28 protein-coding genes are annotated in these 23,773 nt (G+C 59.3%); 19 read left to right on the top strand and 9 right to left on the bottom strand.

The features are described from left to right. Window positions 1-64: 64 nt before the first annotated feature. The gene (locus tag AC2FFA_RS04210; protein ID WP_299894046.1) at window positions 65-1,330 is read right to left on the bottom strand and encodes a DEAD/DEAH box helicase; all 1,266 of its coding nucleotides are present in this window, start codon (window positions 1,328-1,330) and stop codon (window positions 65-67) included. 313 nt (window positions 1,331-1,643) lie between these two features. Beyond that, the gene (locus AC2FFA_RS04215) at window positions 1,644-2,180 is read right to left on the bottom strand and encodes a winged helix-turn-helix transcriptional regulator (RefSeq protein ID WP_299894043.1); all 537 of its coding nucleotides are present in this window, start codon (window positions 2,178-2,180) and stop codon (window positions 1,644-1,646) included. Between the two features lie 39 nt (window positions 2,181-2,219). Between AC2FFA_RS04215 and AC2FFA_RS04220 the strand changes: the two genes are divergently transcribed. Further along, window positions 2,220-2,597, top strand: a complete 378-nt coding sequence (locus AC2FFA_RS04220) for a VOC family protein (RefSeq protein ID WP_117868619.1) — start codon at window positions 2,220-2,222, stop codon at window positions 2,595-2,597. Between the two features lie 521 nt (window positions 2,598-3,118). Beyond that, window positions 3,119-4,420 (top strand): DNA-packaging protein, encoded by a 1,302-nt coding sequence (locus tag AC2FFA_RS04225; RefSeq protein ID WP_496850377.1) that lies wholly within the window; start codon window positions 3,119-3,121, stop codon window positions 4,418-4,420. Between the two features lie 55 nt (window positions 4,421-4,475). Here AC2FFA_RS04225 and AC2FFA_RS04230 read toward each other — a convergent pair whose 3' ends face one another. Then, a complete protein-coding gene (locus AC2FFA_RS04230; protein ID WP_496850139.1) occupies window positions 4,476-5,072 on the bottom strand; it encodes an imm11 family protein in 597 nt (198 codons plus the stop codon). Window positions 5,073-5,297: 225 nt separating this feature from the next. Between AC2FFA_RS04230 and AC2FFA_RS04235 the strand changes: the two genes are divergently transcribed. From AC2FFA_RS04235 to AC2FFA_RS04310, 16 genes are all read left to right on the top strand, one after another. Then, window positions 5,298-6,461: a phage portal protein gene (locus AC2FFA_RS04235; protein ID WP_496850141.1), complete on the top strand. Its 1,164-nt coding sequence runs from the start codon at window positions 5,298-5,300 to the stop codon at window positions 6,459-6,461. After that, a complete protein-coding gene (locus tag AC2FFA_RS04240) occupies window positions 6,454-6,672 on the top strand; it encodes a GTA head formation protein, RCAP_rcc01685 family (protein WP_496850143.1) in 219 nt (72 codons plus the stop codon). The genes AC2FFA_RS04235 and AC2FFA_RS04240 overlap by 8 nt, the downstream gene beginning before the upstream one ends. A 14-nt stretch (window positions 6,673-6,686) precedes the next feature. Beyond that, window positions 6,687-7,244: an HK97 family phage prohead protease gene (locus AC2FFA_RS04245; RefSeq protein ID WP_496850145.1), complete on the top strand. Its 558-nt coding sequence runs from the start codon at window positions 6,687-6,689 to the stop codon at window positions 7,242-7,244. Between the two features lie 34 nt (window positions 7,245-7,278). Beyond that, a complete protein-coding gene (locus AC2FFA_RS04250; RefSeq protein WP_496850147.1) occupies window positions 7,279-8,457 on the top strand; it encodes a phage major capsid protein in 1,179 nt (392 codons plus the stop codon). Between the two features lie 170 nt (window positions 8,458-8,627). Further along, window positions 8,628-9,227, top strand: a complete 600-nt coding sequence (locus tag AC2FFA_RS04255; protein ID WP_496850149.1) for a head-tail connector protein — start codon at window positions 8,628-8,630, stop codon at window positions 9,225-9,227. Beyond that, window positions 9,224-9,562 (top strand): phage head closure protein, encoded by a 339-nt coding sequence (locus AC2FFA_RS04260; protein WP_299894024.1) that lies wholly within the window; start codon window positions 9,224-9,226, stop codon window positions 9,560-9,562. Before AC2FFA_RS04255 ends, AC2FFA_RS04260 begins: the two co-directional genes overlap by 4 nt. Then, a complete protein-coding gene (locus AC2FFA_RS04265) occupies window positions 9,559-9,972 on the top strand; it encodes a DUF3168 domain-containing protein (protein ID WP_496850150.1) in 414 nt (137 codons plus the stop codon). Before AC2FFA_RS04260 ends, AC2FFA_RS04265 begins: the two co-directional genes overlap by 4 nt. A 20-nt stretch (window positions 9,973-9,992) precedes the next feature. Beyond that, a complete protein-coding gene (locus AC2FFA_RS04270; protein WP_117868626.1) occupies window positions 9,993-10,406 on the top strand; it encodes a phage major tail protein, TP901-1 family in 414 nt (137 codons plus the stop codon). 4 nt (window positions 10,407-10,410) lie between these two features. Then, window positions 10,411-10,731 carry a gene transfer agent family protein gene (locus tag AC2FFA_RS04275; protein WP_496850152.1) on the top strand — a complete coding sequence of 107 codons (321 nt, stop codon included), beginning with the start codon at window positions 10,411-10,413 and terminating at the stop codon, window positions 10,729-10,731. Next, a complete protein-coding gene (locus AC2FFA_RS04280; RefSeq protein WP_496718555.1) occupies window positions 10,728-10,937 on the top strand; it encodes a rcc01693 family protein in 210 nt (69 codons plus the stop codon). Before AC2FFA_RS04275 ends, AC2FFA_RS04280 begins: the two co-directional genes overlap by 4 nt. Beyond that, on the top strand, window positions 10,924-11,586 hold the full coding sequence (locus tag AC2FFA_RS04285) for an RcGTA-type gene transfer agent tail tape measure protein (protein WP_117868629.1): 663 nt from the start codon (window positions 10,924-10,926) through the stop codon (window positions 11,584-11,586). The genes AC2FFA_RS04280 and AC2FFA_RS04285 overlap by 14 nt, the downstream gene beginning before the upstream one ends. A gap of 15 nt (window positions 11,587-11,601) precedes the next feature. Then, the gene (locus AC2FFA_RS04290) at window positions 11,602-12,234 is read left to right on the top strand and encodes a phage distal tail protein, Rcc01695 family (protein ID WP_496850154.1); all 633 of its coding nucleotides are present in this window, start codon (window positions 11,602-11,604) and stop codon (window positions 12,232-12,234) included. After that, entirely contained in the window at window positions 12,234-13,121 is an 888-nt protein-coding gene (locus tag AC2FFA_RS04295) for a phage/gene transfer agent baseplate hub protein (protein ID WP_496850156.1), read from the top strand. The genes AC2FFA_RS04290 and AC2FFA_RS04295 overlap by 1 nt, the downstream gene beginning before the upstream one ends. After that, entirely contained in the window at window positions 13,118-13,564 is a 447-nt protein-coding gene (locus tag AC2FFA_RS04300; protein ID WP_117868632.1) for an NlpC/P60 family protein, read from the top strand. Before AC2FFA_RS04295 ends, AC2FFA_RS04300 begins: the two co-directional genes overlap by 4 nt. Then, entirely contained in the window at window positions 13,564-17,679 is a 4,116-nt protein-coding gene (locus AC2FFA_RS04305; protein WP_496850158.1) for a baseplate multidomain protein megatron, read from the top strand. Before AC2FFA_RS04300 ends, AC2FFA_RS04305 begins: the two co-directional genes overlap by 1 nt. Next, window positions 17,679-17,975 (top strand): DUF7742 family protein, encoded by a 297-nt coding sequence (locus AC2FFA_RS04310; RefSeq protein WP_496850160.1) that lies wholly within the window; start codon window positions 17,679-17,681, stop codon window positions 17,973-17,975. Before AC2FFA_RS04305 ends, AC2FFA_RS04310 begins: the two co-directional genes overlap by 1 nt. Here AC2FFA_RS04310 and AC2FFA_RS04315 read toward each other — a convergent pair. Continuing rightward, window positions 17,956-18,294, bottom strand: coding sequence for a TraR/DksA family transcriptional regulator (locus tag AC2FFA_RS04315; protein WP_496718548.1), 339 nt, complete (start codon window positions 18,292-18,294; stop codon window positions 17,956-17,958). The two genes, AC2FFA_RS04310 and AC2FFA_RS04315, sit on opposite strands and share 20 nt — an antisense overlap. A gap of 83 nt (window positions 18,295-18,377) precedes the next feature. Here AC2FFA_RS04315 and cysE point away from each other — a divergent pair, with 83 nt between their 5' ends. Continuing rightward, entirely contained in the window at window positions 18,378-19,187 is an 810-nt protein-coding gene (gene cysE / locus AC2FFA_RS04320) for a serine O-acetyltransferase (RefSeq protein WP_299894001.1), read from the top strand. A gap of 4 nt (window positions 19,188-19,191) precedes the next feature. Here the strand turns inward: cysE and AC2FFA_RS04325 are convergent, their stop codons facing one another. The 5 genes from AC2FFA_RS04325 to AC2FFA_RS04345 all read right to left on the bottom strand — a co-directional run bounded on the left by AC2FFA_RS04325 (window position 19,192) and on the right by AC2FFA_RS04345 (window position 23,753). Continuing rightward, window positions 19,192-19,362 carry a hypothetical protein gene (locus AC2FFA_RS04325; protein WP_496850162.1) on the bottom strand — a complete coding sequence of 57 codons (171 nt, stop codon included), beginning with the start codon at window positions 19,360-19,362 and terminating at the stop codon, window positions 19,192-19,194. A 226-nt stretch (window positions 19,363-19,588) separates the two neighbouring features. Beyond that, window positions 19,589-20,890 carry a pyruvate dehydrogenase complex dihydrolipoamide acetyltransferase gene (locus AC2FFA_RS04330; protein ID WP_496850164.1) on the bottom strand — a complete coding sequence of 434 codons (1,302 nt, stop codon included), beginning with the start codon at window positions 20,888-20,890 and terminating at the stop codon, window positions 19,589-19,591. Between the two features lie 14 nt (window positions 20,891-20,904). Continuing rightward, window positions 20,905-22,278 (bottom strand): pyruvate dehydrogenase complex E1 component subunit beta, encoded by a 1,374-nt coding sequence (locus tag AC2FFA_RS04335; RefSeq protein ID WP_496850166.1) that lies wholly within the window; start codon window positions 22,276-22,278, stop codon window positions 20,905-20,907. Window positions 22,279-22,293: 15 nt separating this feature from the next. Continuing rightward, window positions 22,294-23,283: a pyruvate dehydrogenase (acetyl-transferring) E1 component subunit alpha gene (pdhA, locus tag AC2FFA_RS04340; RefSeq protein ID WP_496850168.1), complete on the bottom strand. Its 990-nt coding sequence runs from the start codon at window positions 23,281-23,283 to the stop codon at window positions 22,294-22,296. 170 nt (window positions 23,284-23,453) lie between these two features. Further along, a complete protein-coding gene (locus AC2FFA_RS04345) occupies window positions 23,454-23,753 on the bottom strand; it encodes an FtsB family cell division protein (protein ID WP_162896755.1) in 300 nt (99 codons plus the stop codon). Window positions 23,754-23,773: the final 20 nt, after the last annotated feature.

The raw sequence follows: 23,773 nt of genomic DNA on the forward strand, positions 1-23,773 counted from the left end.
TTCTTAGTGTTACGCCAACGCCGGCTTGTGACCCGGCGTTGGCCTTTTATTGTGCAGGCCGACCTTACGCCGCAGGGCGTTTGCCGCGTGGGCGACGCCGTTTGTTTGCTGCGGGTTTTCCTTCCCCGTTGGCGGGTTTGGGTTTGAACCCCCGGCGGCGGTTGTTCGGGCGGCGCGCCGGTTTTTCAGGTTGCACAGCTTCGGGCATCGAGCCACTGGCAACTGGGATCTCGATCTTCATCAGCTTTTGAATCTGACGCAGCAGATCAACTTCTTCCGGGGAGCAGAAGGCGATGGCTTCGCCCTCACGCCCAGCTCGGGCGGTGCGCCCGATACGGTGGACGTAGTTGTCAGGCACCTCGGGCAGGTCAAAGTTGATCACGTAGGCGACGCCCGGGATGTCGATGCCTCGGGCCGCAACGTCGGTGGCCACCAGAATGTTGATTTCACCCGCGCGGAACGCCTTGATCGCGCGATCGCGCTGACCCTGGCTTTTGTTGCCGTGGATGGATGCGGCGTTATAGCCGTCAGCTACAAGGCCCTTCATCAGCCGTTCTGCACCATGTTTGGTGCGGGTAAAGACCAGTGTTAGGGCATCCACATCTTTCGACAGGATTTCACGCAGCTTGATTGGTTTTCCGGGTTTGGAAACGAAGTGCAACGACTGCGTAATCTTGTCCGCCGCTTTGCCCGGAGGCGAGACCTGCACCCGCTGCGGGTTGGTCAGGTAGGCCCGGCTGAGTTCTTCCATCTGCTTCGGCATGGTGGCCGAAAACAGCATGGTTTGGCGTGGAGTGCCCAGTGCCGGCGCGATTTTGCGTAGTGCATGGATAAAGCCAAGGTCGAGCATCTGGTCAGCTTCGTCCAGCACCAGATGGCGTACCGCTCCGAGATTTACTGCACCACGTTCCATCAAGTCTATCAGGCGACCCGGTGTGGCGACCAGAATATCAGTGCCACGAGAGAGAAACATTATCTGTTTATTGATCGACTGGCCGCCTACAACGGTGGCCACGCGCAGCTTGGTGCCCTTCGTCAGGGTACGGAGGCTGTCGGCGATCTGGTTCACGAGTTCGCGGGTGGGCGCCAGGATCAGCGCCTTGGAGGTTTTCGGATCTGGCTTACCAGACTGGGCCAGAAGGTGATCGATCAGAGGCAGGCCAAAAGCCAGTGTCTTGCCGGTGCCGGTTTGAGCCAGTCCCAGAATGTCGTGACCATTCAGAGCAAGCGGAATCGCCTGGTTCTGGATCGGTGTGGGTTGAGTGAAATTGGCGCGTTTAAGTGCCTCGTTCAGTGCCGGGGCAAGGCCCAGCATATCAAAGTCGAACAAATAACTATCCTTTACAGCCCGGAGCGTTGGCCCGCGGACAGGTCATGAAGGGTCGCTCGTGGGCGACCGGCAGGGGTTGTGCGAGACCTCGGAACGAGCAGGTGCATCCTGCGCCATCCGGCCGTCGCGTCAAGAACCCTGCGTGATGGGGAACTGGAATGATAAACTGGCGCTGTGGGGCGGACCAGGTCCGCTCGGGCTCACGCTACAGCGCTGTGATAGTAGGCACATGAGGGTTCGGTGGTGGAATGTCAAGCGCGGTTAAAAATTCGGGTGATCTTCCGGGTTGAAAAAGGCACTAGGCAGTAGGTGATTACAGTGGCAAGCCAACAGCCCTGCTGATCTCTTTTCCAGCATTCACGGCCTGATAGGTTGGAAATGGCATCCTCTCGGCAGTGTCAATGTTGCGCCGGATCCAGTTTCGTTCTTCCAGCTGGTGAAGGGATGAGGACAGCGCCCGATCTGTAATGATCGTGAGGCCCGATTTGATTGCCGAGAAACGATGAGGGGTGCCTGCCAGCGCCAGAACTGGCACAGTCCATGTTTTTCGCAGAAGTCTGGTTTCATCCTCAGTTCGGGCGGTAATAATTATCTTGCTGGCGACTGACGCGGCTTTGATTCCGGTTGGCGTCAGTCGAAATTCTGAACGTAGAGGATGCCCGTGACCGGGATTTCTTTCGATCATTCCTAGATCAATAAGATGAGCAAGGCTGGTTGCAAAGGCCGTTCGGCTTGCGTTGGTTGCGGCCAAAAGCGGGGCTTGTCGGCCCGGAACTTTGGCGTGCAGCAGGGCAAGAATGTTCAGTGACCAAGCCCGAGATGTCAGCTTGACAAGTGTATTGATGTCCATAAATTACAGTAGCTATATTTTTGAGCAAAAGGAAGCCTTATGCCTCTCGTTTCATTGAAAAACACTATCACACTTGCGATGTCCGTGCAGGATCGACATGCCAGCGCAGATTGGTATGCCGTCAATCTCGGGTTTGAGCTTATCCACCACATTGATGAAGCGGGGTGGAGCGAAATGCGGACGAATGTCGACGGAGTCACTTTGGGGCTGGGCGAACAGGCCGAAGCCTCTCCGGGGAACTGCGTGCCTGTCTTCGAAGTCGCGGATATCGTGGATGCGCGCAGAAAGTTGGAGGCGGCTGGAGTGGAATTTGACGGTGAAACGGAAACGATTGAGGGGATGGTCAGCACGGCCACGTTCTATGATCCGGACAGGAATGCGCTGATGTTGGCGCAGGATTTGACAGGCCAGGGCTGAGAGCATCAGGTAAAGGAATACTCAACACAGCGGTCGCCCTGCGTTGCGCTCGTGTTGCGTAACTTATTGACATTACGTACGTAATTCCGTATTGGTTATGTCATGCTAGAAGAGGCGGGCGACGGCCCCGGGGCGACCCGGTGGCCGTTTTTCGCTTCTCTCGTGCGGAGAAAACTCACGCATGAGGTCACAGGCAAACATGACTTTGATTACCCCGGAAGAGCGGATTTCCCAGACGGCTGACTTGTTGCAGTCGCTTGAGAGGTCCATTCGAGATCTGCGGCAAGCAGCGGAAGAACTGCGCAAACAGATCGGAGCCGGGGAGGATGCAGATCTTGCTGGTTCAGCCAAGCAACTCGGGCAGTTAGAGGGGCTGATCCGAAGTTGTCAGAAAGTGGAGACAAGCTTTGTCGAACAACATCACAGACAAGCCGGAATTGCCCAAGGAGGGTACGCGCTCGATCTTGACCGAGCTCGGTTTGAAGTCGGGTGCAGGTTGGCTCGCCTCCGCGCCTGTTGCGGTGCAGAACAGATTTCTAAGTGAGATCGGGGAGGGGGGGCTGTGCGCCCTCCCTTTCCTGTTCGAGTTCTGGGCGCTGCCGCATCAATTGCCGCCCGAGGGCGACTGGCGGTCATGGGTGATCATGGGCGGACGCGGGGCAGGTAAGACGCGCGCCGGGGCTGAATGGGTGCGGTCGGTGGTCGAGGGGTCGTTGCCTTTGGATCGGGGTGAGGCCAGTCGGGTGGCGCTGGTTGGAGAGACCTTTGATCAGGTGCGCGATGTGATGATCTTTGGCGATAGCGGGATACTGCAGTGTTCGCCGCCGGATCGTCGGCCTGTTTGGAAGGCGACGGAACGCAAGCTGGTCTGGCCGAACGGGGCCGAGGCGCAGGCGTTTTCGGCGCATGATCCTGAGGGGTTGCGTGGGCCGCAGTTCGATGCAGCCTGGGTGGATGAGTTGGCCAAGTGGAAAAAGGCCGGTGAGACATGGGATATGTTGCAATTTGCGTTGCGCTTGGGAGCGCGGCCCCGGGTCTGTGTGACCACGACGCCGCGCAACGTGAAGGTTTTGAAGGCGTTGCTGGCGTCGCCGTCCACCGTGCAGACCCATGCGCCGACCGAGGCAAACCGGGCCAATCTGGCGGATTCGTTTCTGGCCGAGGTGCGCGCGCGCTATGCGGGCACACGGCTGGGGCGGCAGGAGCTGGACGGGGTGCTGCTGTCGGATGCTGAAGGCGCGCTGTGGACGGGCGCGATGCTGGAGGCGGCGCGGGTGAGCCGCGTGCCCGTGTTGGATCGCATCGTCGTGGCGCTGGACCTGGCGGTGACCTCCGGTTCAGATGCGGATGCTTGCGGTATCGTGGTCGTGGGCGCTCAGGTGCAGGGGCCGCCCGAGGAGTGTCGGGCGTTCGTGCTGGCCGACCGGACGGTGCAGGGCGTTGGCCCGGCGGGCTGGGCGCAGGCGGCGATTGATGCGATGGATGAGTTCGGGGGTGAACGGCTGGTGGCCGAGGTCAATCAGGGCGGGCAGCTGGTGGAAGAGGTCGTGCGGCAGGTGGACCCTCTGGTGCCTTATCGCGCGGTGCGGGCGTCACGCGGCAAGGTAGCGCGGGCCGAACCTGTGGCGGCCCTGTACGAGCAGGGGCGGGTTTCGCATGTCTCCGGGCTGGAGGCGCTGGAGGAGCAGATGTGCCAGATAACAGCGCGCGGGTTCGAGGGGCAGGGCTCGCCCGACAGGGTCGACGCGCTGGTCTGGGCGCTGCATGAATTGGTGGTGGGGCCTGCGGGGGCGTATCGGCGGCCTAGGGTGCGGAGTTTGTAGCCAATTGAAATTGTAAACGGCTCCGTCGCAACCAAGGAACATGTGGCTTAGATTTCTAGGAAACGTAGTGGATGAAAGACTTGATTTTCTGGAAGCCTTCGAATCCTCTATCTTCAGCAGCTTCTAGAAACGCATCGGAAGCACAGAAACGGCGGCGCAAATATCTGTCGGCGAATACGTGACGGCCCTTAATTTTGTCGCTGCGCCAAACCAGCTTGGGCCAAGCCGAACTGCTATAAAATCTAATCTTCCCTTTACGCACGACTGGCTGGACATCTGACTCGTCAACGATGACTCCACCGTCGACAAAGTCTGAGAACTTATGAAGAAAATACTCGTCCTTGATAATGCGCCCATCATCGCAATGCAGGACCACTGGATAGTAAAGGCTGTGCCCCGAATCCATTTCTTCGATCAAATCGCGGAACGCTTGGCTGACAAGTACAACACCCAGACTTCCGCCTCTCATGAAATCAGTTAACTCTGTGTGCGATGAGGTTTGCTGGAAGTCCAATGGGTTTTGATCTTCAGAAATTTCAAATGTCGGAATGTGAATTTTAGGGGTTGTTCTGTCAGCGCCGGTCGTCAGATCGCGCAAAGCCCAAGTCACATCTTTGTCGTCCGAAACACTCTCGTGCAAAATCCAAGGCATCGTATTCATTCTATTTCTGAATTGGGAAAGGGAAGTTGGTGCTGAAGGTTTCGTTAAAATTGACTTTTAATATCATTGGGTTGATGGTGGCGCAATCAATCCGTTGTAGTCTCGGAAGTTAGACCGTTGCCCTGCCGCCGTACGCCCCGTTCCCGAGGCTTAAACTTCTTTCCGTCATAACTCCTTTCAACAAGCCGGGCAGAGCGGCGGCAGAAAGGAGCACAGATGGTATTCGATTTCTTGCGTCGTGGATCGGCTGAGGCAGCGCCCGAGGCGAAGGCGAGCGCGGCGGGGCCTGTGGTGGCGTGGCAGACGGGCGGGCGCGTGGCGTGGAGCCCTCGGGATACGGTGTCGCTGACGCGGACGGGGTTTTCGGGGAACCCGGTGGGGTTTCGCTCGGTCAAGTTGATTGCCGAGGCGGCTGCGGCACTGCCTCTGGTGCTGCAGGATCAGGGGCAGCGGTTTGATGCGCATCCAATCCTCAGTCTGTTGAGACGTCCGAACGCGGCGCAGGGGCGGGCGGAGTTGATGGAGGCTTTGTTCGGGCAGTTGTTGTTGTCGGGCAATGCCTATGTGGAGGCGGTTCAGGCTGACGCGGGGCTGCCGGTTGAGATGCACGTACTGCGATCGGACCGGATGAGCGTGGTGCCGGGGGCGGATGGATGGCCTAAGGCGTATGATTACGCGGTCGGCGGCAAGAAGCACCGGTTTGCGGCGGAAAATATCTGTCATATCAAATCGTTCCACCCGCAGGATGATCATTACGGGTTCTCGCCCATGCAGGCGGCGGCGATGGCGATTGATGTGCATAACAGCGCGTCTCGGTGGTCGAAATCACTGCTGGACAATGCGGCGCGGCCTTCGGGGGCGCTGGTCTGGAAGGGCGGTGATGGCCATGGGGTGATGGCCGAGGATCAGTTTCGGCGTCTCTCGGACGAGATTGAGCAGAACTATCGCGGGGCGCGGAATGCCGGGCGACCGATGGTTTTGGAAGGGGGGCTGGATTGGAAGCCGATGGGTTTCTCTCCCTCCGATATGGAATTTCAGAAGACCAAAGAAGCCGCCGCCCGCGAGATTGCGCTGGCCTTTGGGGTCCCGCCGATGTTGCTGGGGATCCAGGGCGACGCGACCTATTCGAATTATCAGGAGGCCAACCGGGCGTTTTATCGCCTGACCGTGCTGCCTCTGGTGACGCGGGTGGCGGCGGCGGTGTCGGAATGGCTGGAGGGCTTTACCGGCGAGGAACTGGTGCTGAAGCCCGATCTGGATCAGGTGCCTGCGTTGTCGGCGGAACGCGATGCGCAATGGACGCGGGTCAGTCGGGCTGAGTTCCTCTCGGACGCAGAAAAACGTGTGTTGTTGGGCCTGCCGGAGCGTGCTGATGGCTGAGGGGTATCCTCCGTTCGAGTGCGCGCCGGGCCTGCGGCTGGCCGCGCATGAGCGGGTGGCCGAGATTCAGCATGCGCATTTGTGCCGGCGGCTGGATCAGATCGAAGAGATGATGGAGCGGCTGGAACGCCGGTTGTGGCTGACGGTCTATGGCGTGGCGGCGGTGATCCTGGCACAGGCGTTTCAGTCTCTGCTGGTGGTGGCGCCATAAGTTCAATGGGTTACATGGAGAAGTTCATGGATTTGGAGCATAAGTTTGCGCGGTTTGGCGACGGGTTGTCGGTGTCCGAGGACGCAGTGATCGAGGGCTATGCCAGCCTGTTCGGTCAGGTCGATCAGGGCAGCGATGTGGTGCAGCGCGGGGCCTATCAAAGCTCGCTTGACGGGCTGGTCAAGGCGGGTCAGCGGGTCAAGATGCTGTGGCAGCACGATCCGGCGCAGCCCATCGGCGTGTGGGACGAGGTGCGTGAGGATAACCGGGGCCTGTGGGTCAAGGGGCGTCTGCTGGAAAGCACGCAGAAGGGCCGCGAGGCGGCGGAGCTGATCCGGGCAGGCGCGATGGATGGTCTGTCGATTGGCTATCGCACCAAGCGGGCGGTGAAGAATGACAAGGGCCAGCGGGTCCTGACCGAACTGGAGCTGTGGGAGGTGTCCTTGGTGACGTTCCCGATGCTGCCCAGTGCGCGGGTGGCGGCGAAGGGGCGAAACCCTGACGCCGAGGAGGCCCTGCGCTGTGTTGCCGACGTATTCAACGATGCCCGGCAGGAGCTGGCGCGGAACTAGCGCGCCTCAAAACCACTCAGAACAGGACATGCTGATGAGCAAGACCGAAACCCCGGCCTCGACCGGAGAGGGTGCGCCCCTGGTTCAGGAGGTGAAGCAGGCGATGGCTGGCTTCGTAAATGAATTCAAGGGCCTGAAAGCCGAAGTTAAAACCAAACTGCAACAGACAGAAGAGCGACTGACCATGCTGGATCGTAAATCAACTATCGCGGCACGCCCGCATCTTGCGGCTTCGATCGAGGACGGAGCCCCACATCAGAAGGCATTTGATGCCTATGTGCGGTCTGGCGAAGATGACGGGCTGCGCGGCCTCGAGATGGAAGCCAAATCGCTGTCCTCAGCGGTCAACAGCGATGGTGGCTATCTGGTTGATCCGCAGACCGCCGAGACGATCAAGTCCGTTTTGAACTCGACGGCATCTATCCGGTCGATTGCATCGGTTGTGAATGTCGAGGCAAATTCGTTCGACGTGCTGATTGATCACACCGATGTAGGTGCGGGCTGGGCGGATGAAAACTCGGCCACGGCGGAAACCGGAACCCCGTCGATCGATCGCATCTCGATCCAGCTGCACGAGCTGAGCGCTCTGCCCAAGGCGTCGCAGCGTCTGCTGGATGACAGCGCCTTCGATGTCGAAGGTTGGCTGGCCGGGCGCATTGCCGACAAATTTGCACGCGCTGAGGCGGCGGCTTTCATCAACGGCGATGGCGTCGACAAGCCCAAAGGGTTGATGATCCACCGAGCCGTACCGAATGATGCGTGGTCCTGGGGCAGCCTGGGCTATGTTGCGACTGGTATTGATGCAGGTATTGACGCGGATGCGATTGTCGATGTGGTTTATGCACTGGGCGCGCAATACCGGGTCAATGGCACCTTCGTGATGAATTCGAAGACCGCAGGTCTGATCCGCAAGTTGAAAGACAGCGATGGCCGCTTCCTGTGGTCCGATGGTCTGGCCGCAGGTGAGCCGGCGCGTCTGATGGGGTATCCGGTACTGATCGCCGAGGATATGCCGGATGTGGCATCCGACAGTTTCTCAATTGCATTTGGTGACTTCCAGGCTGGTTACACCATTGCCGAGCGTCCTGATCTGCGCGTGCTGCGCGATCCGTTCAGCGCCAAGCCGCATGTGCTGTTCTATGCGACCAAACGCGTCGGCGGCGATGTCAGCGATTTCGCTGCGATCAAGCTGGTGAAATTCGGCACCGCCTAACGCGGGCTGAATCCGGGGGGCGCTGGCCCCTCGGACGGCGGGCGCGGGCCGGGGTGAGATCCTCTGCGTTGTCTAGCTGCTCCCCTCCGTCCGAGCAACGTGGGGCGGCGCGTGCCCGTCATTTTCCAAGGATGGGGCCCCGGAGGGGTCCGAGATTGCGGAGTGAGTGGATGATGTTGATCGAAGAGGCCGCCATCGCGGATGCGGCGCTGCCGGTGGATCAGTTCAAGGCGCATCTGAGATTGGGCACGGGTTTTGCCGAGGATGATGTGCAGAACGAAGTGTTGAAGGGGTTCCTGCGAGCCGCCATTGCGGCGATCGAGGCATGCACCGGCGCGGTTCTGATCGCACGGGACTTCTCGTGGAGTTTGTACAGGTGGCGCGACCCATCGGGAGAGGTGTTGCCCGTGGCCCCGGTGGTTTCAGTGCTGGCTTTGACGCTGACCGACAAGAGCGGCGCTGAAACGGTTGCAGACGCCGCAACTTATCGGCTGGAGCATGATAGCCAACGGCCTCGGGTGCGTCCTATGGGATCCAGCCTGCCTGCCATCAAAACGGGTGGTTCTGCTAAGATTTCTTTTGTCGCGGGGATGGCTCAGGATTGGGGCGGGTTGCCTGCTGATCTGGGGCAGGCGGTATTACTGCTGGCGGCGCATTACTATGAATACCGAGATGAAACCTCATTGGGCGCGGGTTGTATGCCCTTTGGTGTCACCAGCCTGATCCAGCGCTATCGCATGGTGCGTTTCGGGGCGGGGATTTCGCAATGAAAACGCCGCATCTGAACCGTAAACTGGTGCTGGAGGCGCCAATGCGAAGTGCTGATGGGTCGGGGGGTTATACCGAAACATGGGCTGCGATGGGGACACTGTGGGCCGAAGTGACGGCGCGCAGTGGAGCAGAACGGCAGATCGCTGGAATATCCGTGTCGCGTGTCGGGTATCGAATCGTGGTGCGTGGGGCGCGCATGGGGTCTTCGATGCGTCCCGCGCCTGATCAGCGGTTTCGCGAGGGCAATCGGCGTTTTGTAATCCGGGCCGTGGCCGAACTTGACGCCCGCGGCAAGTACCTGACCTGTTTCGCAGATGAAGAGGTGGCGGCATGAGCTATGGCGTTTCTGCCGCTTTACAGGCGGCCGTGTATCAGCAGCTTTCAGCGGACGCAGCAGTCAGCAGTCAATCAGGTGGCGCGATCTATGATGCAGTACCCGCAGGAACCGTGCCGCAGACCTATGTGATGCTGGGCCCGGAAGAGGTGCGAGACGTCTCGGACCGATCAGGCACGGGCGCAATACACCGTTTCACCGTTTCAGTGGTGTCCGAGTCGGCAGGATTTGGCGCTGCTAAGACACTGGCCGGCGCGGTGTGTGACGCGCTGGAAAACGCGCCACTTAACCTGGATCGCGGTCGGCTGGTGGGACTGTGGTTCGAGCGCGCTTCGGCCCGGCGTACCGGGACCGGCGGCACCATCCGCCAGATCGACCTGAAATTCCGCGCTCGCGTGGAAGATGACTAAGCAATCAACGGAGAGAGCACATGGCTGCCCAGAACGGAAAAGACCTTTTGGTCAAAGTGGATATGAACGGCACCGGCCTGTTCCAGACGATCGCGGGGCTACGGGCCACGCGAATCAGTTTCAATGCTGAAAGTGTGGATGTCACCAGCCTGGAAAGTCAGGGTGGATGGCGCGAGCTATTGTCTGGGGCAGGGGTCAAATCAGCTTCAATCTCCGGTTCCGGTGTATTCAGGGATGCCGGCACTGATGAGCGTGCGCGGCAGTTGTTCTTCGATGGTGAAACTCCGGCCTTTCAGGTCATCATCCCTGATTTTGGGGTTGTTGAAGGTCGGTTTCAGGTCACCAGCATTGAGTACGCAGGTTCGCACAACGGTGAGGCGACCTATGAGATGAGCATGGCCAGTGCCGGTGCTCTGACCTTTACGGCGCTTTGATCCGATGGCCAATCCGTGGACAGGCGAGGTGGCGCTGACCATCGATGGCGAGCAGCGGGTGCTCAAGCTGACGCTTGGTGCTTTGGCGGAGCTGGAGCAGGAGCTGAATGCAGGATCGCTGGTTGAGCTGGTGCAACGGTTTGAGGGCGGAGCGTATTCCAGTGCGGATGTTTTGGCCCTCATCGTTGCCGGTCTGCGGGGCGGTGGCTGGAACGTTGCCCGGGCCGACCTGATGCATGCCGAGATCGAAGGCGGCCCCATGGCTGCAGCCAGAACTGGAGCCGAATTGTTGGCGCGCGCCTTCATGGTGCCGGAGGGCATATGAGCGGGTTCGACTGGCCTGCCCTGATGGGGGCCGGATTTTTGGGGCTGCGACTGACGCCGGATCAATTCTGGCGTCTGACCCCGGCAGAGCTGCGGCTGATGCTGGGGCAGGGGTCCGGCGTGTCCGCAATGAACCGGGCGGGGTTGGATGCTTTGCTGGCGGCTTATCCGGACAAGACACAAGGAGAGCGTGATGACAGATCGTGACGGGTTTGATGACCTGCAAGAACGTGGAGAAGCGCTGGGCGATTCCCTCGGCGATGCTGCGACTATGGCGGCGGCGTTTGACAGCCAGATGAAGCGCATCAGTGCCGCATTTGAAGAGACCGGCAAGGATGTCGCCACGCTGGAGCGTGGCATGTCCAGCGGATTGCGCAAGGCCTTCGATGGTGTCGTTCTGGATGGGATGAGTCTTTCCGGCGCGCTGGATGTCCTGAAGAACTCCTTGATCCAAACGGCTTATGCGGCTGCGATCAAGCCGGTGACGGATCACTTTGGCGGAATGCTAGCCAACACGGTTGGCGGGTTGGTGAAGGGAATTCTGCCTTTTGCTGATGGCGGCAGCTTCAGCCAGGGCCGGGTGATGCCCTTCGCCAATGGTGGTGTGGTCAGCGGCCCGACAACGTTTCCCATGCGCGGCGGCACCGGGCTGATGGGAGAAGCCGGGCCTGAGGCGATCATGCCGCTGACGCGTGGGGCCGATGGCAAGCTGGGCGTGCGGACGCAGGGTGCTGGGCGTGCTGTGAATGTGGTGATGAACATTTCAACACCGGACGTTCAAGGGTTCCGCCGGTCTCAGGGGCAGATAGCGGCCCAGATGAGCCGCGCGCTGGGGCGTGGCAATCGCAATAGATAAATCAGGGAGAAGCTGATGAATTTCCACGAGGTGAGATTTCCCGCCAGTCTAAGCTTTGGCTCGGTCGGCGGCCCGGAACGGCGGACGGACATTGTGACGTTGGCCAATGGCTTTGAAGAGCGCAACACGCCCTGGGCCCATTCGCGCCGCCGATATGATGCGGGGTTGGGGATGCGTTCGCTGGACGATATCGAGACGCTGATTTCGTTCTTCGAAGCACGACAGGGTCAGATGTTCGGCTTTCGCTGGAAAGACTGGTCGGATTTCAAATCCGGCAAGGCCACGGTGGACACCAGTTTCGGAGATCAGGTGATCGCCAAAGGCGACGGTACACGCACCGAGTTTCAGTTGATCAAGACCTACCATTCGGGCGGGGTCAGCTATGCGCGCCCTATCGTAAAGCCGGTATTGGGTACAGTGCGTCTGGGTCTGGATCAGGATGAGGTCCGCGAGGGCGTGGATTTTGATGTTGAACTGCCGACGGGCAAGGTCACGTTTGCGGACCCGCCGCCGGAAGAGATCGATATCACCGCGGGTTTTGAGTTTGATGTGCCGGTGCGCTTTGACACCGACAAAATCCAGACCAGTGTCGCCAGTTTTCAGGCCGGTGATGTACCGAACGTTCCCGTGATCGAGGTGCGCATCTGATGGCTCAAGATATACAGGGCCTGCACACGCATTTGCAGAGCGGGATGACAACGGTCTGCCGTTGTTGGGCGATCAAACGCAAGGACGGTCAGGAATACGGTTTTACCGACCACGACATGGAGCTGAGTTTTGACGGGTTGACCTTCAAGGCCAGTACCGGCCTGACGGCCGCTGCCATCGAGCAGGCCACGGGCCTGTCCATCGACAACACGGAAGCAATGGGCGCTCTGTCTGACGCGGCCATTCGCGACGAGGATATCGAGGCAGGACGTTTTGACGGGGCCGAGGTGCGCGCCTGGTTGGTCAACTGGGCCGATCTGGATCAGCGCGTCCTTCAGTTCCGTGGTTCAATTGGTGAGTTGCGCCGCTCTGGCGGCGCTTTCCATGCGGAATTGCGTGGCCTGACCGACTTGCTGAACCGCCCTTTGGGGCGTGTTTACCAGAAGCCCTGCACGGCTGTGTTGGGGGATCGGGCCTGCCGGTTCAACACCGACACACCGGGCTATTGGTTCGAAGGTGTGATCTCGGGTTTCGATGGCGGCACCCTTCTGCATGTTGCAGGGGGTCAGACCATTGAAGAAGGCTGGTTCGAACGGGGTCGCGTTGATGTTGTTTCCGGTTCTGCCAAGGGGTTGTGGTCGTCGATCAAGAACGACAGGCAGACTGCAACAGGGCGAGAGATCACACTTTGGTCCGGATTCGGGGCAAGCCTGGCGATTGGCGACAGTGTTAAACTGCGGGCAGGATGCGACAAGCGCATGGAAACCTGCCAGTTCAAGTTCGACAACTTTCTGAATTTTCAAGGGTTCCCAGATCTTCCGAGCGAAGACTGGGTCATGGCTGTTCCCAAGAAAAGCAAAGCCAATAGCGGAGGCAGCATACGGTGACGACGTGTAGAGAGGATATTGTGGCCGAGGCGCGCAATTGGCTTGGAACGCCCTATGTGCATCAGGCCTCGTTCAAGGGTGCCGGTGCGGATTGTCTGGGCCTGTTGCGGGGCGTTTGGCGCGCTGTGATCGGGCAGGAACCTGAATCTGTTCCGGCATACAGCATGGACTGGTCCGAGCCGCAGGGTGAGGAACGTATGTGGGTGGCTGCCAGGCGGCATCTGGTCGAAAAACCAATAGGCAAGATGGCTTCGGGGGACGTTCTGTTGTTTCGGATGCGCGACACAAGCGTCGCCAAGCATTTGGGCATCGTTTGTACCACGCAACCCGAGCCCCGCTTTATTCACGCGTATTCCGGCCATGGCGTGGTGGAAAACGCACTGAGCAGGCCTTGGTACCGTCGTATCGTTTCCTGTTTCGAATTCCCGATGGAGATGTATTGATGGCCACTATTCTTCTTTCTGCAGCCGGGGCTGCGCTGGGCGGTTCGATTGGGGGCACGGTCGCGGGCCTTTCAACCGCAGTTATCGGTCGGGCCGTCGGTGCGACGGTCGGGCGGGTCCTTGATCAGAAGTTCTTTAACCAGTCCGTTATGGGCAGTGGCAGTGAAGTCGTCGAAACCGGCCGCATGGATCGATTTCGGTTGACGGAAACCGGCGAAGGCGCGCCGGTGACCACCGTGTTTGGCCGTATGCGTGTAGGTGGTCAGGTCATTTGGGCTTCGGACTTTTTGGAGACCCAGACGACGACCACAGAGGGTGGTGGCGGGGGTGGCAAAGGAAAACCCAAGACCCCTGAGGTGACTACCGTCACGTACAGTTACTCGATTTCGCTGGCAATTGCGGTTGGCGCCGGTGAGATTGCCGATGTCGCGCGCATTTGGGCGGATGGAGAAGAACAAGATCGATCCGGCCTCAACATGCGGGTTTATCATGGCACGCGGGATCAGTTGCCGGATCCGCTGATCGAGGCAATTGAAGGTGCTGGAACAGTTCCGGCATATCGCGGAACGGCCTATGTCGTGATCGAGGACTTCCCGCTCGGCGCTTTCGGCAACCGGGTGCCGCAGTTTTCATTTGAAATTGTTCGCCCCACGCAGCGAGACATGCCCGATCATGACAGCGCGGTGTCTCAGATCGTGCGCGGGGTCGCCATGATACCGGGGACCGGAGAATACGCTCTGGCCAGCTCTCAGGTGAATTACTCACAATCTGGTAAAAGCTGGACAGCCAACGCACATTCCGCGTCTGGTGCCTCGGATCTTGTATCCTCGACCCGTGCTCTGGAAAGCGAGTTGCCCAATTGTGATGCCGCATCACTGGTGGTGTCGTGGTTCGGCGACGATCTGAGATGCGGGCAATGCAAAATTCGGCCCAAGATCGAACAGCGTGAGATAGACAGCAACGATATGCCCTGGATCGTGTCTGATCAGGCCCGAAGCGACGCGGGGCTTGTGGCTCGGCAGAACGGCCGACCGGTCTATGGGGGGACTCCGGCCGATGCGGCAGTGGTCCAGGCGATCCGCCATCTGAACCAATCCGGTAAACGGGTGATGTTTTATCCTTTCATCCTGATGGAGCAATTGCCGGGGAACGGGCTGCCTGATCCCTGGTCGGATGCTTCAAGTCAGCCTCACCTGCCATGGCGTGGGCGGATTACCCTGGATGTGGCGCCGGGGCACCCGGGTTCTTCGGACCAGACGGCATGGGCCGATGCACAGGTCGCTGCGTTCTTTGGATCAGCACGTGCACAGGATTTTGCGATCAACCAGGATTCGAACGGATCGGGCGGTACCGGCGGCGGCACGGGTGGTCTGGTCAGGCCCAGACCGGGTGGCCGACCTGATGACAGAGGCGATACCGGTTTAACCTGGGTAACAGGGGGCGGTAACCTTGGCGGGTTGCTGGGGGACAGCGGCGTCACGGCCAAAGAAATCATCAAATACACCGGCCCTCAGGAATGGAGCCTGCGGCGTTTCATTCTGCACTATGCCATGTTGTGCAAGGCTGCCGGCGGTGTTTCGTCATTCTGCATATCGTCCGAGATGCGGGGCCTGACCCAGATCAGGGGGGCTTCGGGCTTTCCGGCCGTTGCGCAGCTTCGCGTCTTGGCGGCCGAGATCCGTCAGATTCTGGGGCCGGACACGAAAATCGGCTATGCAGCGGACTGGAGTGAGTATTTTGGATACCAGCCAGAAGGCACCGGCGACAGGTATTTTCACCTCGACCCTCTTTGGGCGGACGGCAACATCGATTTCATCGGCATCGACAACTACATGCCGTTGTCCGATTGGCGTGATGGTGAACACCATCTGGACGCCGAGGCCGGCGCGCCTTCGATCTACGACCTGAGTTATCTTCGCCGCAACATTGAAGGCGGTGAAGGATATGACTGGTATTACGCCTCTCCGGAAGAGGCGGAAGCGCAGATCAGAACTCCGATCGAAGATCAGGGGCATGACGAGCCGTGGATCTGGCGATACAAGGACCTGCGCAACTGGTGGTCGAATCCGCATCACGAACGGATCGGAGGCGTGCGTCAACCCAACCCGACCGATTGGGTGCCCGGCTCGAAACCGATCTGGTTCACCGAGTTAGGGTGTGCGGCAATCGACAAGGGCACGAACCAGCCGAACAAATTCCTGGACCCAAAGTCATCGGAATCGCTGTTGCCTGCGTATTCAATCGGGCTGCGCGACGACTTCATCCAGGTTCAGTATCTGGCCGCGATGCTTGGCTATTGGAGCGATCCGAAGGTCAATCCGATCTCGGACATCTACAACGCGCCGATGCTGGATATGGCAAACGCGTATGTCTGGGCATGGGATACCCGTCCATTTCCTACCTTTCCAAACCTGAGAAGCCAGTGGGGCGATGGCGAGAACTATCCCAGAGGGCACTGGCTGAACGGTCGGTCCGGGTCTCGTACGTTGGCATCCGTGGTGACCGAGATCTGCCACGGCGCAGGTGTCACGGATATCGATGTCTCTGGTCTGTACGGTGTGGTCCGCGGGTATGTCATCGAAGATGTAACAAACGCCCGTTCCGCCTTGCAGCCGCTGATGCTGCGCTATGGGTTTGATGCGATCGAAAGGGATGGAGTGTTGAAGTTCCAGATGCGCGACGGGTACGGCGCAGTTGCCTTGAACCCCGATCATCTGGCGATCAGCAGCGATCTTGAAAGCTCGCTCGAATACCGGCGCGAGGCCGAGGCCGAGATGACCGGGCGCGTTCGCCTGCGTTTTGTTCAGTCGGACGCGGATCATGATGTCGTCGCGGAAGAGGCGGTTTTGCCCGATGATCGCACCCATTCCGTATCGGTGAATGAGATGCCCCTGTCCATGACCCGCACCGAAGGGCGGCAAACCGCCGAACGTTGGTTGAGCGAAGCCAGAGTTTCCCGCGATACGGTTCGGTTTGCGCTTCCGCCGTCTCAAGTGCACCTGGGGGCAGGAGATCTGGTTCGTTTGACAGACGCTGAAACCGGGCCGGTGTACCGGATTGACCGGTTGGAATCCGCTGACCTGCAACTGGTTGAAGCGGTCCGGATCGAGCAGGGCGTGTACAAGGCATCCGAATTGAATGACGACCCGGCAACGGTCAGACCGTATGCCGCGCCGGTTCCCGTGCTGCCGGTCTTTCTGGACCTGCCCTTGATCACCGGGGCCGAGGCCCCTCACGCGCCCTATCTGGCGGTTACCGGAGACCCATGGCCTGGGGCTGCAACGGTCTATTCCTCGTCCAGTGACGATAGCTATCGCCTGAGCGATGTCATTGCCCAACGGGCAGTGGTCGGCGTAACCGAAACACCGCTGAGGCGCGCCAGTGTCGGTGTCTGGGATGAGGGCCCTGCCTTGAAGGTCAGACTGCTTGCGGGTCAGTTGGAATCCCGTCCTCGCAGCTCGGTAATGAATGGTGTCAATCTCGCTGCAATCGGTGACGGAACACCCGGTAACTGGGAAGTTTTTCAGTTCTCTGACGCGGCGCTCGAGGCCCCGGACGTATACGCATTGTCCGGGCGGCTCAGGGGGCAACTGGGAACAGACGCTTTGATGCCCGATGTTTGGCCGGATGGATCAGTATTCGTTCTGCTGAATGACAGGGTGCAACAGATCAGCCTGCTGCGAAACGAAAGGCGTCTTGCCAAGCATTATCGCATAGGGCCTGCAACCCGCGGCTATGATGACGCGTCCTATCAACACCTGATTGCCTCGTTTGATGGCAACGGATTGCGCCCGTACGCGCCAGTGCACATGCGGCTTCGGTCTGGTGCCGCCGTTGATGAGCTTACCTGGATTCGACGTGCCCGAACAGATGCGGACGACTGGTCGGGGCTGGAGATCCCCTTGGGGGAAGAAAGCGAATCCTATCTGGTCCGTGTCATTGCGGGTGGAACCCTTCTGCGTGAAGAACTGACATCCGAACCAAGGTGGACCTATTCGACAGCCATGAAAGCGGCGGATGGTCTGACAGGGGGCTATGAGGTCGACGTGGCCCAAGTATCTGCTGTATTCGGACCGGGTGCTTGGTCGCGTCTTGTGGTTGGTCAAGCAGCCTGATGCGGCCGGTTCTTCATGGGGATGTCAGTGCTGCGGCGCGCGCCTTGCTGGTCGTGCCGCAGCCGGACCGGGAGGCTTTGTGTACCCGGATGATCCACGAGGCGGAATTGGCCGACAGGCATTTGGAGCGCACGGGCAAGCTCCACCCGATTTACGGCAATGGTTCACTTATGGCCGTCGCGCGAAACAGGGTCCTGACAGATGAACCTGGGTTTGATGATCTGCAATATTGTCAGTGTTTTGAGATGGTTCTGCACCAGCTTGCCAGATTTCAGACTATCCGGACGCGCAGCTGACGCATTTGCTGGCCGCCAGATCCAGATTCAGCCGCCCATCCGGAATACGTTCGCCGCAGTCTTCGCAATATCCGAACTCGCCGTCGTCAAGCCGCGCCAACGCGGCCAGAAGCCGGCGTGTTTCTACATCGCGATTGGTCTGCTGTGCCTTGGCCATGGCCTGGTTTTGCAGCGCATCCATGCGACTCAGCCGTCCAACGGCCTGTTGATCCAGCTCGACAATGGCCTGAGCCTGCTGTCCCGAGGCTGACACCTCTTGCAATTCCGCCAATCGTTCGCGAATTCGTGTTTCGAAATGGGTGCGCTCTGACTCATTCATTTTCGTTACATGACCGATCATGGGTTTGCGTTTGGTCTTTTTGCCACTAAATGGCATTCTAGGCGCAGCAAAGGATCAAAACCATGTTCGAAAAGCGCAGCCATGTGACACCGGTTGATCCGGTCTGGAACCGTATCACATCCGAGGCCCATGCGGCCGTCGAGAAAGAACCCCTCATGGGGGGGCTCGTGCACGCCTGTATCCTACATCACCGCAGCCTTGAACGCGCGCTTTCATATCGGGTGGCGGCCAAGCTGTGCTCGAACGAAATGTCGATGATGGTCCTGCGTGAAGTCGTGGATGAGGCATATGCCGACGATCCGGGTTTGCTCGAAGCCGCCCGCGCGGATCTAATGGCCGTTTACGAACGTGATCCGGCCTGTCATCGGTTGTTGCAGCCGATCCTTTATTTCAAAGGGTATCAGGCCATGCAGGCGTATCGCGTGGCGCATTGGCTGTGGCGCAAGGGTCGTCACGATCTCGCGTATTTCTTCCAGATGCGTTCGTCCGAGATTTTCGGCATCGACATTCATCCGGCCGCAAAGATCGGCAAAGGCATCATGATCGACCATGCCCATTCCATCGTGATTGGCGAGACGGCAGTGGTTGGCGACAATGTATCGATGCTGCATTCCGTGACGCTGGGTGGAACCGGCAAGGAAGAAGAACAGCGCCATCCTACAATCGGAAATGGCGTGCTGATCGGGGCAGGGGCCAAGGTCCTGGGTAATATCGAAGTTGGCCATTGCAGCCGCATCGCCGCCGGGTCAGTGGTGTTGCAAGAAGTGCCGCCTTGCAAGACGGTCGCCGGTATCCCCGCCAAGATCGTGGGGGAAGCCGGGTGCGACCAGCCGTCGATCTCGATGGATCATATGCTGGGCAAGGACCAGTAAAAATTCAGCGGGAGCGGTTGGCGCGTTTGTCCAACCGCTTGCGCCGCTGTTCTTCCCGCTTTTGTTTGCGAAGCTCTTGCTGTCTGTTCTGTGCGGCTTTCTGCTGGGCAATCGCGGCCGGATCGTTCTGCTTGAACTTTGAATGCTCACCCGGATAGCTGTTGGGTTTTGCCATGGCAAATTCAGGTGCTGTGGCTGCCGGAAACGCCAATACAATCAGGCTGAGAATGAGATTTCTTGAGAGTATCGCGCACCTGCCTTCCGACGGCTTCTAAAGGAAGGAAGTGGGACGTCTTGATACACAGGGCAAACGGTGCCCCGATCACGCAAGTTCAATTCAGTGCCAAGAGATGAGACTGCACTCGCCCCGGGTATCAGGGGCGAGTGCATGTTTCAGGTCCTCAGGCCAGCATGACCATTGGGTTTTCAAGGTTGTCGACAATTGCCTTGAGCAGTTCTGCCCCCAACGCGCCGTCGATAACGCGGTGATCGACGGACATGGTAACGGACATCACAGTTGCCACCGTCAGCTCACCATCATCCCCGACGATCGGCTTTTTCACGCCTGTTCCCACCGCCAGAATACCGGCGTGAGGCGGGTTCACGATGGCGTCGAAATTGTCGATGCCGAACATACCCAGGTTCGAGATTGCAAACGTGCCCCCCTGATATTCATGCGGTGCCAGCTTGCGCTCACGGGCACGGGCGGCGAGGTCCTTCATCTCGGTCGAAAGGGCTGACAGAGATTTCATGTCGGCGTCCTGAAGAACCGGGGTGAACAGGCCGCCCTCGATTGCGACCGCAACGGCCACGTCCGATGGCTTCAGTTGCAGCACCCGATCGCCCGCCCAGACTGCGTTGCAGGCTGGAACTTGCTGCAACGCGTTGGCGACGGCCTTGATGATGAAGTCGTTGACGCTCAACTTGATGCCACGGCCTTCCAGCTGCTTGTTCAGCTGGCCACGGAACTTCAGCAGCGCATCCAGCTTTATGTCGCGACGCAGATAGAAGTGCGGGATAGTTTGCTTGGCTTCGCCCAGACGTGCGGCAATGGTCTTGCGCATACCGTCGAGCTGAATTTCTTCATACTCGCGACCCTCATACATCCGCGTGACCATATCCGCGGAGGGTCCAGCGGGAGCAGCTGCAGCAGCCGCTGGCGCTGCGGCCGCAGGAGTTGGTGCCGGTGCGGTTGCAGTTGCCCCTTCGACATCCGCTTTGACGATGCGACCATGCGGGCCAGAGCCTGCGATCTGCGCCAGATCAAGGCCTTTCTGCGCGGCAATCCGGCGGGCCAGAGGGGACGCAAAGATACGACCGCCATCTGCCTTGACCGGGGCGGCCGGGGCAGGGGCGGGCGCCTCGGATACCGCTGGCGCGGCAGCCTCGTTGCCCGCAGCGGCTGCGGGGGCAGCCGCCGGAACAACAGCGGGCGAGGTCGAGATATCATCAGCGCTTTCGCCGTCTTCCAAAAGAACCGCAATGGCGGTGTTGACCTTGACCCCTTCAGTGCCCTCGGGGATCAGGATCTTGCCAATGGTGCCTTCATCGACGGCTTCGAACTCCATCGTGGCCTTGTCGGTTTCGATCTCGGCCAGCAGATCGCCGGAGGAGACGGTGTCGCCTTCCTTGACCAGCCATTTTGCAAGCGTGCCTTCCTCCATGGTCGGTGAAAGGGCGGGCATCAGAATTTCGGTGGGCATCTGTCTGTCGCTCCTTACCGGTAGGTCACTTGTTTGACGGCTTCGATCACCTCGTCCGTAGTGATCAGGGCCAGTTTTTCGAGGTTCGCGGCGTAGGGCATCGGAACGTCCTTGCCGGTGCAGTTGATGACCGGCGCGTCGAGATAGTCGAACGCTTCCTGCATCACAACGGATGAGATGTAGCTGCCGACCGAGCCTTGCGGCCAACCTTCTTCAACTGTCACAAGGCGATTGGTTTTCATCACCGAGTTGATTATCGCTCCGGTATCCATCGGGCGGATCGTGCGCAGGTCGATGACCTCGGCGCTGATGCCCTCTTCGGCTAGCCTGTCGGCGGCTTCCAGAGCGTATTGCATGCCGATGCCAAAGCTGACGATAGTCACGTCCGAGCCTTCGCGCCAGATACGGGCCTTGCCCAGCGGGATGGTCAGGTCGTCTACCTGTGGCATGTCGAAGGAGCGACCGTAGAGGATTTCATTTTCCAAGAAGATCACCGGGTTTGGGTCGCGGATGGCTGATTTCAGCAATCCTTTGGCGTCTGCCGCCGAATAGGGCATGACGACTTTCAGGCCGGGGATTTGCATGTACCAAGCGGCATAGTCCTGGCTGTGCTGGGCCGCGACGCGTGCGGCGGCACCATTGGGGCCGCGGAACACGATCGGACAGCCCATCTGACCACCGGACATATAAAGCGTCTTGGCGGCTGAGTTGATGATCTGGTCGATCGCCTGCATGGCGAAGTTGAACGTCATGAACTCGACGATCGGTTTCAGACCGCCAAAGGCCGATCCTACGGCGATACCGGCAAAGCCGTGCTCGGTGATCGGGGTATCGATCACGCGTTTGCCGCCGAATTCGTCCAGAAGACCCTGGGAAATCTTGTAGGCGCCCTGATACTCCGCGACTTCCTCGCCCATGAGATAGACGTCTTCGTCGCTGCGCATTTCTTCGGCCATCGCGTCACGCAGCGCTTCGCGAACGGTTTCGGGTTTCATCTCGGCATCTGCCGGCCAGTCGGGCGAAAGATCCACCACCGGAGCGGCCGGGGCTGCGGCGACAGGAGCGGGTGCCTCGACCGCCGCAGGGGCGGCTTCGGCCACCGCAGCGGCAGCGGGCGTAGCCGTGGGCAGGGCCGAGGCGTCTTCGCCTTCTTCGACCAGAACCGCAATCGGGGTGTTCACTTTGACCCCTTCGGTGCCTTCGGCGATCAGGATCTTGCCGACGATGCCCTCGTCGACAGCTTCAAATTCCATTGTCGCCTTGTCGGTCTCGATTTCGGCCAGGATGTCACCGCTTGATACAGTGTCGCCTTCCTTGACCAGCCATTTGGCCAGCGTGCCCTCTTCCATGGTGGGCGAAAGGGCGGGCATGAAAATTTCGGTTGCCATGTCTTATTCGTCCTCTCAGGCGTAAATATCGGTCCAGAGCTCTTCAACGGCGGGCTCGGGGCTTTCTTTCGAGAATTCGGCAGCTTGATTCACGATCTCTTTGATTTCTTTGTCGATCGCCTTCAGGTCATCCTCGGTCGCGTGTTTGCCAGTCAGCAGCAGCTCGCGCACATGTTCGATCGGATCGCTTTGTTCGCGGACTTTCTGAACCTCTTCGCGGGTTCGGTACTTGGCCGGGTCAGACATCGAGTGGCCGCGATAGCGGTAGGTCTTAATCTCAAGGATGTAAGGGCCCTTGCCGGCGCGACAGTGGGCAACAGCCTTTTCACCAGCAGCTTTGACGGCCAGCACATCCATACCGTTGACGATCTCGCCGGGAATGCCGAACGCTTCGCCGCGCACATAGATATCAGGTGACGAGGTCGAACGCGCCTGCGCTGTGCCCATGGCGTATTGGTTGTTCTCGATCACGAAAACCACGGGAAGATCCCACAGGGCGGCCATATTGAAGGTCTCATAGACTTGACCCTGGTTTGCGGCACCGTCGCCGAAATAGGTAAAGGTCACGCCGCCGGTTTGCTTGTACTTGTCAGCGAAGGCCAGACCGGCACCCAGCGGAACCTGCGCGCCAACGATGCCATGGCCACCATAGAAATGCTTCTCTTTCGAGAACATGTGCATCGAACCGCCCTTGCCCTTGGACAGGCCGCCTTCGCGCCCGGTCAGTTCGGCCATCACGCCGCCCGGGTCCATACCACAGGCCAGCATATGGCCGTGGTCACGATAAGAGGTGATCCGCTTGTCGCCGTCCTGAGCTGCCGCTTCGAGCCCAACAACAACCGCCTCTTGTCCGATGTAAAGGTGGCAGAACCCGCCGATCAGACCCATGCCGTAAAGCTGGCCCGCCTTTTCCTCGAATCGACGGATCAGAAGCATCTCGCGGTAGTATGTCTTGAGTTCTTCCGCAGAAACATTTGGTTTCTTTGTGGTTTTTCGCGCAGCCATAGTGGCGATCTCCCCCTTTCGGCAAGATAGTTTAGCGTTAAACTATCTCATAAAGCATTTGGGGCTTTCTGGCGAGGGGAAATGTGACGCAGCGTCCGCGCGGGCGCGGCTGAGCTGAAATGCAAAGCGGTGCAACGATGTACCGAAGAATTACGGCGACCAAAAAAGGATCAGCGGATTACGATTTCATCTGCCCGGATCATACCAAGAACCGAACGCGCCTGCTGATCGAGCAGGTCGAGATCCAGATAGGTATCAGACAGGCGCCGGGTCAGGTTTTCCAATTCGGCGATTTGGGCATTAAGCTTTTCCAGGTCGTGTGACAGGGCGTCCCGTTCCCCAGCAATTTCGACCCGCCGAAACAGGCCATAGTCACCTTGCACGGCGGCAAAGGTGAAATACACACCAAGCATGAAAGCCACCGAGAAGAAGACGATTGAGCCCAGACCGGGCCGATGGGAACGGGACACTCTGTTTACCGCCGTATGAA

The organism is Ruegeria sp. YTSB088 (genome assembly GCF_059609825.1).

Coding starts and splice junctions, on each gene's coding strand:
- AC2FFA_RS04230 (WP_496850139.1), bottom strand. CDS start 5,072: ATGCCTTGGATTTTGCACGAGAGTGTTTCGGACGACAAAGATGTGACT.
- pdhA (WP_496850168.1), bottom strand. CDS start 23,283: ATGGCTGCGCGAAAAACCACAAAGAAACCAAATGTTTCTGCGGAAGAA.
- AC2FFA_RS04310 (WP_496850160.1), top strand. CDS start 17,679: ATGCGGCCGGTTCTTCATGGGGATGTCAGTGCTGCGGCGCGCGCCTTG.
- AC2FFA_RS04235 (WP_496850141.1), top strand. CDS start 5,298: ATGGTATTCGATTTCTTGCGTCGTGGATCGGCTGAGGCAGCGCCCGAG.
- AC2FFA_RS04275 (WP_496850152.1), top strand. CDS start 10,411: ATGGCCAATCCGTGGACAGGCGAGGTGGCGCTGACCATCGATGGCGAG.
- AC2FFA_RS04290 (WP_496850154.1), top strand. CDS start 11,602: ATGAATTTCCACGAGGTGAGATTTCCCGCCAGTCTAAGCTTTGGCTCG.
- AC2FFA_RS04330 (WP_496850164.1), bottom strand. CDS start 20,890: ATGCCCACCGAAATTCTGATGCCCGCCCTTTCACCGACCATGGAGGAA.
- AC2FFA_RS04240 (WP_496850143.1), top strand. CDS start 6,454: ATGGCTGAGGGGTATCCTCCGTTCGAGTGCGCGCCGGGCCTGCGGCTG.
- AC2FFA_RS04325 (WP_496850162.1), bottom strand. CDS start 19,362: ATGGCAAAACCCAACAGCTATCCGGGTGAGCATTCAAAGTTCAAGCAG.
- AC2FFA_RS04305 (WP_496850158.1), top strand. CDS start 13,564: ATGGCCACTATTCTTCTTTCTGCAGCCGGGGCTGCGCTGGGCGGTTCG.
- AC2FFA_RS04335 (WP_496850166.1), bottom strand. CDS start 22,278: ATGGCAACCGAAATTTTCATGCCCGCCCTTTCGCCCACCATGGAAGAG.
- AC2FFA_RS04265 (WP_496850150.1), top strand. CDS start 9,559: ATGAGCTATGGCGTTTCTGCCGCTTTACAGGCGGCCGTGTATCAGCAG.
- AC2FFA_RS04250 (WP_496850147.1), top strand. CDS start 7,279: ATGAGCAAGACCGAAACCCCGGCCTCGACCGGAGAGGGTGCGCCCCTG.
- AC2FFA_RS04280 (WP_496718555.1), top strand. CDS start 10,728: ATGAGCGGGTTCGACTGGCCTGCCCTGATGGGGGCCGGATTTTTGGGG.
- AC2FFA_RS04245 (WP_496850145.1), top strand. CDS start 6,687: ATGGAGAAGTTCATGGATTTGGAGCATAAGTTTGCGCGGTTTGGCGAC.
- AC2FFA_RS04285 (WP_117868629.1), top strand. CDS start 10,924: ATGACAGATCGTGACGGGTTTGATGACCTGCAAGAACGTGGAGAAGCG.
- AC2FFA_RS04295 (WP_496850156.1), top strand. CDS start 12,234: ATGGCTCAAGATATACAGGGCCTGCACACGCATTTGCAGAGCGGGATG.
- AC2FFA_RS04315 (WP_496718548.1), bottom strand. CDS start 18,294: ATGAATGAGTCAGAGCGCACCCATTTCGAAACACGAATTCGCGAACGA.
- AC2FFA_RS04255 (WP_496850149.1), top strand. CDS start 8,628: ATGATGTTGATCGAAGAGGCCGCCATCGCGGATGCGGCGCTGCCGGTG.
- cysE (WP_299894001.1), top strand. CDS start 18,378: ATGTTCGAAAAGCGCAGCCATGTGACACCGGTTGATCCGGTCTGGAAC.
- AC2FFA_RS04260 (WP_299894024.1), top strand. CDS start 9,224: ATGAAAACGCCGCATCTGAACCGTAAACTGGTGCTGGAGGCGCCAATG.
- AC2FFA_RS04215 (WP_299894043.1), bottom strand. CDS start 2,180: ATGGACATCAATACACTTGTCAAGCTGACATCTCGGGCTTGGTCACTG.
- AC2FFA_RS04270 (WP_117868626.1), top strand. CDS start 9,993: ATGGCTGCCCAGAACGGAAAAGACCTTTTGGTCAAAGTGGATATGAAC.
- AC2FFA_RS04220 (WP_117868619.1), top strand. CDS start 2,220: ATGCCTCTCGTTTCATTGAAAAACACTATCACACTTGCGATGTCCGTG.